Below are 13041 nucleotides of genomic sequence, written 5' to 3'. Positions count from 1 at the left end.
GAAAAAGGGGTGGCATCTGCCACCCCCTCCATGTTTTTCTTGCTACTGCTGGTCTTACTTCAGGCCGGCGATGTAGTCGGAAACTGCCTGGATTTCATCGTCGGACATGCGCTTGGCAATGGTCGTCATCTGGACGCTGTTCTTGCGCGCGCCCTGGCGGAACGCGGTCAGCTGTGCCGTCGTGTAATCCTGATGCTGGCCGGCCAGGCGTGCGAACTGTGCCGGGATGCCTGCGCCGCTGGCGCCATGGCAGCCCGCGCATGCCGGAACGCTCTTCTCGGCAATGCCTGCGCGGTAGATCTTCTTGCCGGCTTCGACCGTTTCCTTGTTCTTTGCGGCGCCCGGCTTGGATTCCTGCTTGTCGAGGTAGGCGGCGACATTCTTCATGTCTTCATCCGACATGCCCTTGGCGATACCGCTCATGATCGGGTTGTTGCGCTGACCGGACTTGAAGTCGGCGAGCTGCTTGGCGACGTATTCAGCATGCTGCGCGCCCAGCTTCGGGTTTTGCGTAATGGTCGAGTTGCCTGCTGCACCGTGGCAGCCGACGCAGGCGATCACGCCGCGGGCGGCATCGCCGCTGTTGTACAGCTGTTCACCCTTGGCGGCGTCGGCCGCGGGCGCCTTCTTCTCTTCGGCATAAGCGATCGAGGAAACCGCCAGCATCGCGACAAACAAGGACTTCACAAACGGGGAAAACACACGGTTCATTCACACACCCTGAGGACTTGGATATTTTAAAATTCTGGCCAACGGCAGAGGTCAAAGCTAATGTGTTGTGCTTTTGCGGCGCAACAACACAATAACCCCTTATTGTACAATAGCTTTCGAGCATTTCCCTCTACTTTTGCTGCATTTCTCCCCCCTCTCTATGTCCCTACTTTGGCAAGCCCGTTTTTTCACCACGGTGAACCACCTTCGCGATTTGCCAAAAACGCAAGTCCCTGAAATCGCCTTCGCCGGCCGCTCGAACGCGGGCAAGTCGACCGCGCTCAACCTGCTGTGCAACCAGAAACGGCTCGCCTTTGCCTCCAAGACGCCAGGCCGTACCCAGCACATCAACTATTTCTCCATCGGCGGCGCACATGTCGCGATGCATCGCAAGGATCCGACCAAGGTCGACGAAATCAGGGCCATGCTGGTTGACCTTCCCGGCTACGGTTACGCAGAGGTCCCCGGCGAAGCAAAGAACCATTGGAACGAATTGCTCGGCACCTACATCCAACGCCGCGAGCAGCTCGCCGCCCTGGTGCTGATCATGGACGCGCGCCGTCCATTCACGGAACTCGACCTGCAGATGCTGGAGTGGTTTGCGCCAACCGGAAAGCCGGTACATTGCCTGTTGACCAAGGCCGACAAGCTGAACCGCAACGAGTCAACGAATGCCCTCCGGCAAGCGAAGACCGTGCTGCAAAGCTACGTGGACGAGCAAGGCCAGCCCTTCCCCTACACCGTGCAGCTGTTCTCGGCGCTGAAGCGGATTGGCCTGGATGAGGCAAATGACAGGATTCTTGATCTGCTTGCCTTGACCGACGCGGCCGGCAATGAGGATGATAGCGATCAAGCTTGAAGATCGCGGGCCAAAAAAAACCCTGGAGAAAGGGGAAGATCTCCAGGGTAGTAACGCCATATCGCTAATGCCACGATAGGCCCCGCTCAGGGAGGAGAAGCGGGAGGTGAATGATCACCTATCGCTATGAGTAGCCGCCCCACAAAAAGTTTCAGGAATTTATACAATTTAACGATCGCCTCCCCATTTTCCATACATTGCCATGTCACAGACCCTGCCGCCGAACCATTTCCCCGCCGTCCGTATGCGCCGCATGCGCAAGGATGCCTTCTCCCGCGCGATGATGCGCGAGCATGTTATCTCGACGTCCGACCTGATCTATCCGGTCTTCATCCTCGACGGGAAGAACCAGCGTGAGAAAGTCGCGTCGATGCCGGGCGTGGAGCGCCTGTCGGTCGACCTGCTGCTGGGCGTCGCCGAGGAATGCGTGGCGCTCGGGATCCCGGTCATGGCATTGTTCCCGGTGATCAATTCTTCGCTGAAGACACCCGACGGCATCGAAGCCGTCAATCCGGAAGGCCTGGTGCCGCGCGCCGTGCGCGAGCTCAAGCAGCGCTTTCCCGAGCTGGGCATCCTGACGGACGTCGCGCTCGACCCTTACACCAGCCACGGCCAGGACGGCGTCATCAACGCCGACGGCTATGTGCTCAACGATGAAACCAGCGCCATCCTGACCAGGCAGGCGCTCGCGCAGGCGGAGGCCGGCGTGGACATCGTGGCGCCCTCCGACATGATGGACGGCCGCATCGGCGCCATTCGCTCGGCGCTGGAATCGCACCATTTCATCCACACCCGCATCATGGCCTACTCGGCGAAATACGCGTCCGCCTTCTACGGTCCGTTCCGGGACGCGGTCGGTTCCGCCGGCAACCTCGGCAAGAGCGACAAGAGTACCTACCAGATGGATCCCGCCAACAGCAACGAAGCGCTGCGTGAAGTTGCGCTCGACCTGGCCGAAGGCGCAGACATGGTCATGGTCAAGCCCGGCATGCCCTACTTGGATATCGTGCGCCGCGTGAAGGACGAATTCAAGGTTCCCACGTTTGCCTACCAGGTCAGCGGCGAGTACGCGATGATCAAGGCCGCTGCACAAAACGGCTGGCTTGACCACGACAAGACGATGATGGAAGCCATGCTGTCGTTCAAACGCGCCGGCGCCGACGGCGTGCTGACCTACTTCGCGCGCGACATCGCGCGCCGCCTCAAGCAGCTCTGATCCCCTCCGCATCGCGCCGGCTTTATCGAAAGCCGGCGCCCCTCCTCCGATTGCCACACCCATCTTCGTTTTCTTGAGCGATGCGCGGTTCTGGCCTGATATGCTTCCGATGCTTGCCAAACCTCAGCCATCCGCCCATGGAAATTATTCACGTCAACAGCCACCACGTCGCCCAACTCGAACAGATCGATGCCGGATTGCCACGTGACGGCTTTCTGTGGATTGATGCCACGCACGATGAAGTCGCCGCCGATCCCACCGCATGGCGCGAGACGATTGCAAAGGCAACGGGGACCCAGATCTACGATCCCCACATGACCGACGTGATCAATCTCGCCCATCCTTCGTATTTCGACTCGACGCAGGACTATGCAATGGTGGTGTTCCGCAAGCTGGCACTCGATGGAACGGGCACGCCGGCCGAGCCGGACGAGGGTGTCGACACGGAGGTAAAGCGCAAGATTCCGCCGGCGCTGACCAAACTCGCCACCAAACCGGTCGCCTTCCTGCTGATGGACCGCGCACTGGTGACCGTGCACATGGCAAACAGCCGTACGATCGAAGCGGCCCGCAACCGCCTCCTCGAAGTCAGGAACAAACGCGACGGCGGGCAGCACGTCCTGCGCGCGCCCGGCTCGCCCGAGGAGCTAATGCTCCGTCTGCTCAATGCAATGGTCGACCAGTATCTCGCGCTGCGCCAGCCGCTTACCGCCCAGATCGATCGCTGGCAGCGCGCCCTGCTCAATCCCCGCAGCCCCTTCAACGACTGGAATGCCCTGCTCGACGCCCGCATCGAACTGCGCAAGCTCGACCATCTATGCGAAGGGCAGCGGGATGCGATACAGGAATTGCGCGACTACCTGGTCGATACGATGGAAAACTCGCACAACAGCCGCACCAAGGACCTCATGCTCGTGCGCGTGAACGATGTGATGGAACACATCACCCGGGTACTCAACCACGCACAGCGGCTGGAATCGACCATCGAATCCGCGGTGCAAATCCACTTCTCCGCCATGGCGCACCGGACGAGCGAGATCATGCGCACGCTCACCGTGATCACGGCGCTGTTCATGCCCCTGACACTGATCACGGGCATCTTTGGCATGAACTTCGCGGCCATGCCTCTGCTGCGTGATGAATCGGGATTCTGGATTGCGATGGGGATGATGGCAGCCATCGTCATCGTGCTGCTTGTGCTCTTCTGGCGCAAACGCTACCTCGACGACAACGACCGATAAGGAAAAAGCGCCCGTTTCAGGGCGCTTTTGTCAGAAGCCGGAGACCAGTGACAGCGAGTTCAAGAACTTCTCCGCGTTCTGGTAGCCAATCACGCGGCCGCCCTGGATTTCTCGACCCTGCTTGTCAAAGAAAATGATGCCAGGCGGGCCGAAGAGCTTGAACCGCTTGAGCAGCTCCTTGTCATCCGCATTGTTGGCCGTCACGTCAGCCTGCAGCAGGACCATGTTGGCGAACTGCGCCTGCACACGCTTGTCCGAAAAGGTCAGTTTCTCCATCTCGATGCAGGACACACACCAGTCCGCGTAAAAATCGAGCATGACGGTCTTGCCGGCGGATTGCGCAATGACCGCTTCCAGTTCCGCCACCGATTTGACCCGCTTGAATTCCGTCTTGTGCACGCCGCCGTTCAGATGCGCAACCGGCGCAAGCGGATCGCGTCCACCCGTTGCCGCACCCGCAAGCTGCACCAGCCCGAATGCCGCGAAAACAATTCCCGCCACCTTGGCCAGTTTGCCGCCCTTCCAGAGCAGGTATCCGCCGTAACCGATCCCAAGCACTGCCCAGCCCACCATCGGCACCCAGCCGGGAATCACTGGCGTGACGATCCAGATTGCGAGTCCCAGCATCAGGACGCCAAAGAAGAACTTGACCGACTCCATCCATGCCCCCGCACGCGGCAGCAAGGCGCCAGCGGATACGCCGACCAGCATCAAGGGCACGCTCATCCCGACCGCCATGGCGAACAATGCACTGCCGCCGATCAGTACGTCCCTGGTCTGGCTGATGTACAGCAGCGCACCGGCGAGCGGTGCCGCAACACAGGGCCCGACGATCAGGGCCGAAATGGCCCCCATGCCGAACACGCCGGCCATCTTGCCCGCGGACTGTCGTCCGGAGGCATCAGCGAGCTTGGCCTGGATCGATGCCGGCACCTGGAGCTGGTATACGCCGAACATGGACAGTGAGAGGACGGCCATCAGCACCGCGAAGGCACCCAGCACCCAGGGGTTCTGCAACGCTGCGGCCAGCCCCTCGCCTGCCAGTCCGGCGGCCACCCCAAGTGCGGTGTACACGAGCGCCATGCCGAGCGAATAGGCGGCCGACAGGGTGAAGCCGCGGCTGCGGCTGACATCCGTCCCCTCGCCGACGATGATGGACGACAGGATCGGCACCATCGGGAGCACGCACGGCGTGAACGACAGGCCGAGGCCAAGCAGCAGGAACAGTGGCAGGATCACAAGCAGCTTGCCGCTTTGGAGAGATGCTTCGATCCGACCCATCTCCGAGTCAGGGGAGGACAACGCGCCAGCGGAACTCGCCCCGGCTGTCGACATCGCTGGGGCACCACCGTCAATCGACAGCTTGATGACCGATTCCATCGGCGGATAGCACAGCCCCTTGTCGGCACATCCCTGGCCGGTCGACTTGAGCGTGAATGCGCCGCTCGCCGTCACCGGAATGGTGATGGCCACGGACTTCCTGTACGACTCGACATCCTTCTGGAAAGTCTCGTCGAATTTCACCTTCCCGGGAGGCATCAGCGGCTCGCCAAGCGTTGCGCCTTCCGCCTTGAACTTGAACGCCTCGCGGTACATGTAATAGCCGTCCGCGATGCGGTAGGTGATCTCGGCCGTTTTTTCATCAATCATGCGCGCCGAGAACTTGAACGCAATCTCAGGTTCGAGAAAATCCTCGGCGGCGTGAGAAAGCGGCGCAAGCAAGACCAGTGCGGCAAGCAGCAATCCCGTGGCCATCCTGCCAACGGACGAAAGCCATGCTTGCGATTTGTAAGACTTAAACATCTACATCCTTTTTTGTTTCCGAGACAACCCAGTTCAGGTAAGCCGGGAGTCCGGCCGACACCGGCATCGCAATGATTTCAGGCACATCGTAAGGGTGCGCCTTCCTGATTGCGGCTTCCAGTGCGGCATATCTGTCCTGTGTGCTCTTGATCAGCAGCGTCACCTCGACCGCCTCCTCGATCTTGCCTTCCCATTGGTAGACCGACCGGACGGCGGGTAAGACATTGACACAGGCTGCGAGCCTGTCCGCGACGACGCCACGCGCAATCGTGTGAGCAGTCACCTCATCGGGAACATTGGTCAGGACAAGCAGTACATCCTGCATAGTCGAATCCTGTCGTCAACACTGACATTCATTTCAACAGCCGGCGCCGCGTCAGGACGGTCGCAAGATAGAACCCACCGGCGCAATACGCCGCAAGGATCATGATATCCACCCACGGCATGCGCGGCCATTCCCCCAGGATCAGCGGACGAATCAGGCTGACGGCCGCACCCAGCGGAAGCACCTTGGCAACGACCTGCAGCCAGTCGGGAAGCTGCGTAGTCGGATAATACACCCCCGAAAGAAACACCATCGGCGTCAGCACGAGCGTGAAGTAATACGTAAAAAAATCATACCCGCGCGCGAGTGCATTGATGATCAAACCTATCGATGCAAAAGTCATGCCGATAAGAAACAGCAATGGCGGAACGGCCAAGGCGGTCGGGTGCAGACCGATGCCAAGCATGAAAATGACGATCAGGATGGCAATGCCGGAAAACATCGACTTTGTCGCCGCCCATAGCATTTCGGCAAGCACCACGTCATCCAGCGCCAGCGGCGCATTGAGTAGGGCATCCCAGGTCTTTTGCACGTGCATGCGCGAGAACGCCGAATACAAGGCCTCGAACGATGCCGCCATCATGACTGACATGCAGATCGATCCGGATGCCAGGAAGTGGATGTAAGGAATTCCGTTAATACTATGCAGCAAGCTTCCCAAACCATAGCCGAAGGCGACCAGCGTAATGAGCGGATCGGCGATATTCCCCAGAATGCTTGCGAGGGCCAGCTTTTTCCAGACGAGGAAATTGCGGCGCCAGATCGGAAAAAAACGGAATGAAAACGCCGGCAAGGCGAAGGCGGCAGCACTCATCTCAATCCCTCATTTCCCTTCCGGTCAGCTTCAAGAACAAATCCTCCAGGTTGGCCGGGCGGTGGAGATAGCGCACGCCTTCCGTCGTATGCAGACTGGCCAACAACGACTGCGCATCGTTCGTATAGCAGAAGACGGTTTCTCCGCTGACCTCGATGCGCGCCGACTTTGCGCGCCCCTCCTTATCACCCCAGGCGATCGCATTGTCGCCATAGACTTCGACCACCTCCGCCTCGATATGTTGCCCGATAAGATCACGCGGCGAACCCTCCGCGATCATCTGCCCGTGGTCGATGACCGCAAGTCGGTCGCACAGCCGCTCTGCCTCATCCATGAAATGTGTCGTCAGGACGATGGTCTTGCCCTCGTTCAGGAGCGTCTTCAGTCGATCCCAGATCATGTGCCGGGCCTGCGGATCCAATCCGGTGGTCGGCTCGTCCATGAAGATCAGGTCCGGGTCGTTCACAAGGGAACGTGCAAGCGTTAAGCGGCGCTTCATGCCACCCGACAGCTCGATGATGTGCGCATCCTTTTTGGACGTCAGGTTGGCGAATTCCAGCAATTTCGGAATACGGGCCTTGATCTCCTGATCACTGATGCCAAAGTACCTCCCGAACACGAGCAGGTTCTCCTCGACAGTGAAATCCGGATCAAGATTGTCCGCCTGGGGCACAACGCCAACGCGTAGCCGGGCCGGTCGTGCATCTTGCGGGATGATTCGCCCCACCAACCGGATCTCGCCGCTGTCGGGTGCCGTCAGCCCGAGGCACAACCTGAGCGTCGTCGTCTTGCCCGCGCCATTCGGCCCCAGCAATCCATAGCATTCACCCCGCCGCAGGCTGAACGACAAACCATCCACCACCACGCTCTTCGATTCGCCGTTGCCATACGACTTACGCAGGTTAGCCACAGACAGAATGTCGAATTCACTCATCCCGAAACGTTATCTCATGCCAAAAAGAACATCTTGCCACAAACGAAAAGTCAGTACCGGCGGCGCTGACAAAGTGTGAGGAAGACTCAAAACAGTCCAAACCGCAAAACAAAAAAGCCAGGCAAGGCCTGGCTCTTTTTGCAATCGATGCGATCCCGATTACTCGGCGCTCGGCACTTCTGCCTCGTCGCTGATTTCCGGACGGTCGACCAGTTCAACGAATGCCATCGGTGCATTGTCGCCCTGACGGAAACCCATCTTCAGGATACGCAGATAGCCGCCGTTACGGGCTGCGTAGCGCGGGCCGATTTCAGCGAACAGCTTGACAACGATTTCGCGGTCGCGCAGACGGTTGAATGCCAGGCGCTTGTTCGACAGGCTGTCGGTCTTGCCCAGGGTGATAATCGGTTCGACAACGCGGCGCAGTTCCTTTGCCTTCGGCAGCGTGGTCTTGATTGCTTCGTGGCGCAGCAGGGAAACGGTCATGTTGCGCAGCATCGCGAGGCGGTGCGACGAAGTACGATTCAGTTTACGAAGGCCGTGACGGTGACGCATGGTATTTCCTTTCAGTTTGAGTTTGAATCCAGCTCTTCTATCGGTCGGCATATGCCAATCGCGGGCCGGTAATACGAATTGTTGCGGTACTGCTTGAAATGGCAGGAGCGGCTGTCGCCGCTCCCAACCAGATTACTTCTCCAGACCAGCCGGCGGCCAGTTCTCGAGCTTCATGCCCAGGGTGAGACCACGGGATGCCAGCACTTCCTTGATTTCGTTCAGGGACTTGCGGCCCAGGTTCGGAGTCTTGAGCAGTTCGTTTTCGCTGCGCTGGATCAGGTCGCCGATGTAGTAAATGTTCTCGGCCTTGAGGCAGTTCGCGGAACGAACGGTGAGTTCGAGGTCGTCGACCGGACGCAGCAGAATCGGATCGACAGCCGGAGCACGCGACGGCGCTTCCGCGGTCGCTTCGGTACCTTCCAGTGCGGCGAACACGTTCAGTTGATCAACCAGCACGCGGGCGGATTGGCGAATCGCTTCTTCCGGAGAAATCACACCGTTGGTTTCGATGTTCATGACCAGCTTGTCGAGGTCGGTACGCTGTTCCACACGAGCAGACTCGACAGCATAGGAGACGCGGCGAACCGGCGAGAACGATGCATCCAGAATGATGCGGCCAATTGTCTTGTTCGCATCTTCGGACAGGCGACGGACGTTACCCGGCACGTAGCCGCGGCCCTTTTCAACCTTGATCTGCATGTCCAGCTTGCCGCCGGCGGTCAGATGAGCAATCACGTGGTCCGGATTGATCAGTTCGACGTCGTGCGGCAGGTCGATATCCGATGCCATGACCGCGCCTTCGCCTTCCTTCTTCAGGGTCAGCGTGACTTCATCGCGGTTGTGCAGCTTGAACACGACACCCTTGAGGTTCAGCAGCATGTCGACGACGTCTTCCTGCACGCCGTCCAGCGACGAATACTCGTGAACGACACCCGCGATCGTCACTTCGGTCGGCGCATAGCCCACCATCGACGACAGCAGGACGCGGCGCAGCGCGTTGCCGAGCGTGTGGCCGTAGCCGCGTTCGAACGGCTCCATCACCACTTTTGCTTGGCCGGCAGCGAGTGCCTCGACTTCGATAATACGGGGTTTCAACAGGCTGTTTTGCATGAAATGTCCTTTTCAATACCCTCGGCTCGTTACACCGATAAGGCTGATGGCATTACAAAGAAACCCGCTCTGCTGAATAGCAGGGCGGGCGAAGAAAGAGAATTAACGCGAGTAAAGTTCGACGATCAGCGATTCATTGACGTCGTTAGCGATTTCGGTACGGTCGGGCATGGCCTTGAACGTGCCTTCCATCTTCTTGGCATCAACAGCGACCCAGGACGGCATGCCGCCCTGCTCTGCCAGGGACAGTGCCTCGACGATACGAGCCTGCTTCTTTGCCTTTTCGCGAACGGCAACGACGTCACCCGGCTTGACCAGGTAGGAAGCGATGTTGACAACGGTACCGTTCACGGTCAGTGCCTTATGGCTGACCAGCTGACGCGCTTCAGCGCGGGTCGAGCCAAAGCCCATGCGGTAAGCGACATTGTCCAGACGGGATTCGAGCAGCTTCAGCAGGTTCTCACCGGTGTTGCCCTTGCGGCGGTCAGCCTCGGCAAAGTAACGACGGAACTGGCGCTCAAGAATGCCGTACATACGCTTGACCTTCTGCTTTTCGCGCAGCTGGTTGCCGTAGTCGGAGGTACGTGCGCCGGAGGTGCGACCATGCTGGCCCGGCTTGGAGTCCAGCTTGCACTTGGAATCCAGCGAGCGGCGGGCGCTCTTCAGGAACAGGTCGGTGCCTTCACGGCGGGAGAGTTTTGCTTTCGGTCCGATATAACGTGCCACGTTGATTTCCTTTTATTGAATGACGCCCCGACCAGATCGTTTCAACGAAACAAGCTGCCAGGCGCTAGTCTGATCTGCCTGCTATCAGACGGTGGTCTTAAGTACAAAGCCCGCCATAGTATATGGCGGGCAGTTTTACTGCAACTACTACGTCGTGCAATTAGATGCGGCGACGCTTCGGCGGACGGCAGCCGTTGTGCGGAACCGGCGTCACATCCTGAATCTGCGTAATCTTGATGCCAAGGCTGTTCAGCGCGCGAACTGCGGACTCGCGACCCGGGCCAGGGCCCTTGATGCGAACTTCCAGGTTCTTGACGCCGCACTCGATGGCAACCTTGCCTGCCGCTTCAGCTGCAACCTGCGCTGCGAACGGGGTCGACTTACGCGAACCCTTGAAGCCAGCACCACCGGACGTTGCCCACGACAGGGCATTGCCCTGACGGTCGGTAATGGTGATGATGGTGTTGTTGAAGGATGCGTGAATGTGCGCGATGCCTTCCGCAACGTTCTTTTTAACTTTCTTGCGCACGCGTGCTGCTGCGGCGTTATTTTGGGCTTTTGCCATGTTGGTTTCCTTGAATCCGACTACGAGTCAAACTGCGCTGGATTACTTCTTCAGCGACTGCGCTGCCTTACGCGGCCCCTTGCGGGTACGGGCGTTGGTGCGGGTACGCTGGCCTCGGACCGGCAGACCCTTGCGATGACGCAGACCACGATAGCAACCCAGGTCCATCAGACGCTTGATGCTCATCGACACTTCACGACGCAGGTCACCTTCGACGACGAACTTGCCTACTTCGTCGCGCAGCTTTTCCAGCTCGTTATCGTCCAGATCCTTGACCTTCTTGGTGGTCGGGACACCCGTCTTTTCGCAGATTTCTTCCGCGCGCGGACGGCCAATACCATAAATCGCAGTCAAGCCGATAACGGTGTGTTGGTGATTGGGGATGTTCACCCCTGCAATACGTGCCATTCGTTATTCCTCGATCAATAACGTTAATTAACCCTGGCGCTGCTTGTGACGCGGTTCGGTGCAGATAACACGAACGACGCCCTTGCGCTTGATGATCTTACAGTTGCGGCAGATCCGCTTAACTGATGCGAGCACTTTCATTTTTGCCCTCTTTCTAGCTTTGGTTACTTGTTACTTACTTCGTACGGAACACAATCCGTGCCCGGCTCAAATCATAGGGCGTTAATTCCACAGTGACCTTGTCGCCGGGGAGGATGCGAATATAGTTCATCCGCATCTTGCCGGAAATGTGTCCGAGAACAACGTGCCCGTTTTCCAACTTGACTCGAAATGTTGCATTAGGAAGATTCTCAAGAATCTCGCCCTGCATCTGAATTACGTCGTCTTTTGCCATTCGCTCTGTCGCCTTGGGCTTCCGATCACCGCGTCGGCATGCCGCCCTTGAAATTCGCTTTACGAAGCAGTGATTCGTATTGCTGCGACATCACGTAATTCTGCACCTGCGCCATGAAGTCCATCGTCACCACTACGATAATCAGCAGCGACGTACCGCCAAAGTAGAACGGCACCTTCCAGCGCGCGATCAAGAATTCCGGCAGCAAGCACACCAGTGTGATGTACACCGCGCCAACCAGCGTCAAACGCATCAGAATCTTGTCGATGTAACGCGCCGTCTGGTCGCCCGGACGAATGCCCGGAACAAACGCACCACTCTTCTTCAAATTGTCTGCGGTCTCTTTGCTGTTAAATACCAGAGCGGTATAGAAGAAGCAAAAGAACACAATCGCACCTGCGTACAGCAACGCGTGGATCGGCTCCCCAGGCGCCAGCGATGCCGCGAGGTCCTTGAGGAAACGAACAAACGGATTGCTCGTATCACCGGTTGTAAACCAGCTCGTGATCGTCGCCGGGAACAGAATGATCGACGATGCGAAAATCGGCGGGATCACACCAGCCATGTTCAACTTCAGCGGCAGATGGCTGCTCTGACCACCGTAAATCTTGTTGCCGACCTGGCGCTTCGCATAATTCACCAGAATCTTGCGCTGGCCACGTTCAATGAACACCACCAGGAACGTCACGCCAGCAACGATCACACAGATCAGAATTGCGGACAGTGCGCTCATCGACCCAGTACGCACCAACTCGAACAGTCCGCCGATCGCATTCGGCAAGCCCGCTGCAATACCGGCGAAAATGATGATCGAGATGCCGTTGCCCAGTCCGCGCTCGGTAATTTGCTCACCCAGCCACATCAGGAACATCGTTCCGGTCACCAGGGTAACAACAGTGGTGAACCGAAAAGCCAGCCCCGGATCAATCACCAACCCCGCCTGGGACTCCAGAGCAACTGCGATACCCAGCGCCTGGAAAGTTGCCAGAACCAAGGTTCCGTAACGGGTGTACTGCGTGATCTTGCGACGACCCGCTTCGCCTTCCTTCTTCAGCGCTTCCAGCTGCGGCGACACAATCGACATCAGCTGCATGATGATCGATGCCGAAATATACGGCATGATCCCTAGCGCGAAGATCGTGAAGCGGGACAGCGCGCCGCCGGAGAACATATTGAACATCCCGAGGATGCCCCCTTGGTTCTGCCGGAAAAGCTCTGACAACTGATCGGGGTCAATTCCCGGAACGGGAATATGCGCACCGATACGATAAACAACTAACGCAGCAAGCAGGAACCAAAGGCGGCCCCAAGGAAAACCGCTTGCTGCACTCTTTGCGAGTTGCGGTGTCGTCGCCAATTATTGCTCCGAACGAACCAGTT

16 protein-coding genes are annotated in these 13041 nt (G+C 58.4%); 3 read left to right on the top strand and 13 right to left on the bottom strand.

Annotated features, from left to right (window positions below):
• Positions 1-54: 54 nt before the first annotated feature.
• Positions 55-711 carry a c-type cytochrome gene (locus tag ACNOHI_RS11435; protein WP_420474784.1) on the bottom strand — a complete coding sequence of 219 codons (657 nt, stop codon included), beginning with the start codon at positions 709-711 and terminating at the stop codon, positions 55-57.
• Positions 712-871: 160 nt separating this feature from the next.
• Between ACNOHI_RS11435 and yihA the strand changes: the two genes are divergently transcribed.
• From yihA to ACNOHI_RS11420, 3 genes are all read left to right on the top strand, one after another.
• A complete protein-coding gene (gene yihA, locus ACNOHI_RS11430) occupies positions 872-1570 on the top strand; it encodes a ribosome biogenesis GTP-binding protein YihA/YsxC (protein ID WP_420474783.1) in 699 nt (232 codons plus the stop codon).
• Between the two features lie 202 nt (positions 1571-1772).
• Positions 1773-2786: a porphobilinogen synthase gene (gene hemB, locus ACNOHI_RS11425; protein ID WP_420474782.1), complete on the top strand. Its 1014-nt coding sequence runs from the start codon at positions 1773-1775 to the stop codon at positions 2784-2786.
• A 137-nt stretch (positions 2787-2923) separates the two neighbouring features.
• Positions 2924-4027: a magnesium transporter CorA family protein gene (locus tag ACNOHI_RS11420; RefSeq protein ID WP_420474781.1), complete on the top strand. Its 1104-nt coding sequence runs from the start codon at positions 2924-2926 to the stop codon at positions 4025-4027.
• Between the two features lie 30 nt (positions 4028-4057).
• Here ACNOHI_RS11420 and dsbD read toward each other — a convergent pair whose 3' ends face one another.
• The 12 genes from dsbD to secY all read right to left on the bottom strand — a co-directional run bounded on the left by dsbD (position 4058) and on the right by secY (position 13018).
• Positions 4058-5830, bottom strand: a complete 1773-nt coding sequence (dsbD, locus tag ACNOHI_RS11415; RefSeq protein ID WP_420474780.1) for a protein-disulfide reductase DsbD — start codon at positions 5828-5830, stop codon at positions 4058-4060.
• Entirely contained in the window at positions 5823-6155 is a 333-nt protein-coding gene (gene cutA / locus ACNOHI_RS11410) for a divalent-cation tolerance protein CutA (protein WP_420474779.1), read from the bottom strand. Before cutA ends, dsbD begins: the two co-directional genes overlap by 8 nt.
• 28 nt (positions 6156-6183) lie before the next feature.
• Positions 6184-6969 (bottom strand): ABC transporter permease, encoded by a 786-nt coding sequence (locus ACNOHI_RS11405; RefSeq protein ID WP_420474778.1) that lies wholly within the window; start codon positions 6967-6969, stop codon positions 6184-6186.
• Between the two features lies 1 nt (position 6970).
• The gene (locus tag ACNOHI_RS11400; RefSeq protein ID WP_420474777.1) at positions 6971-7903 is read right to left on the bottom strand and encodes an ATP-binding cassette domain-containing protein; all 933 of its coding nucleotides are present in this window, start codon (positions 7901-7903) and stop codon (positions 6971-6973) included.
• A 159-nt stretch (positions 7904-8062) separates the two neighbouring features.
• The gene (gene rplQ, locus ACNOHI_RS11395) at positions 8063-8458 is read right to left on the bottom strand and encodes a 50S ribosomal protein L17 (RefSeq protein WP_420474776.1); all 396 of its coding nucleotides are present in this window, start codon (positions 8456-8458) and stop codon (positions 8063-8065) included.
• A 132-nt stretch (positions 8459-8590) separates the two neighbouring features.
• Positions 8591-9568 (bottom strand): DNA-directed RNA polymerase subunit alpha, encoded by a 978-nt coding sequence (locus tag ACNOHI_RS11390; protein WP_420474775.1) that lies wholly within the window; start codon positions 9566-9568, stop codon positions 8591-8593.
• 102 nt (positions 9569-9670) lie between these two features.
• Positions 9671-10294, bottom strand: a complete 624-nt coding sequence (gene rpsD / locus ACNOHI_RS11385; RefSeq protein WP_420474774.1) for a 30S ribosomal protein S4 — start codon at positions 10292-10294, stop codon at positions 9671-9673.
• 160 nt (positions 10295-10454) lie between these two features.
• A complete protein-coding gene (gene rpsK / locus ACNOHI_RS11380; protein WP_088710692.1) occupies positions 10455-10859 on the bottom strand; it encodes a 30S ribosomal protein S11 in 405 nt (134 codons plus the stop codon).
• A gap of 42 nt (positions 10860-10901) precedes the next feature.
• Positions 10902-11267, bottom strand: coding sequence for a 30S ribosomal protein S13 (rpsM, locus tag ACNOHI_RS11375; protein WP_420474773.1), 366 nt, complete (start codon positions 11265-11267; stop codon positions 10902-10904).
• Between the two features lie 27 nt (positions 11268-11294).
• The gene (gene rpmJ, locus ACNOHI_RS11370) at positions 11295-11408 is read right to left on the bottom strand and encodes a 50S ribosomal protein L36 (RefSeq protein ID WP_014004415.1); all 114 of its coding nucleotides are present in this window, start codon (positions 11406-11408) and stop codon (positions 11295-11297) included.
• A gap of 34 nt (positions 11409-11442) precedes the next feature.
• Entirely contained in the window at positions 11443-11661 is a 219-nt protein-coding gene (infA, locus tag ACNOHI_RS11365) for a translation initiation factor IF-1 (protein WP_005663428.1), read from the bottom strand.
• Between the two features lie 25 nt (positions 11662-11686).
• Positions 11687-13018 (bottom strand): preprotein translocase subunit SecY, encoded by a 1332-nt coding sequence (gene secY / locus ACNOHI_RS11360; protein WP_420474772.1) that lies wholly within the window; start codon positions 13016-13018, stop codon positions 11687-11689.
• Positions 13019-13041 lie beyond the last annotated feature (23 nt).

It is taken from the genome of Noviherbaspirillum sp. ST9, from assembly GCF_048799745.1.
Lineage (GTDB): Bacteria > Pseudomonadota > Gammaproteobacteria > Burkholderiales > Burkholderiaceae_D > Noviherbaspirillum.
The sequence above is the reverse complement of the archived record's forward strand: the minus strand, read 5'-3'. Positions and strand labels throughout refer to the sequence as shown.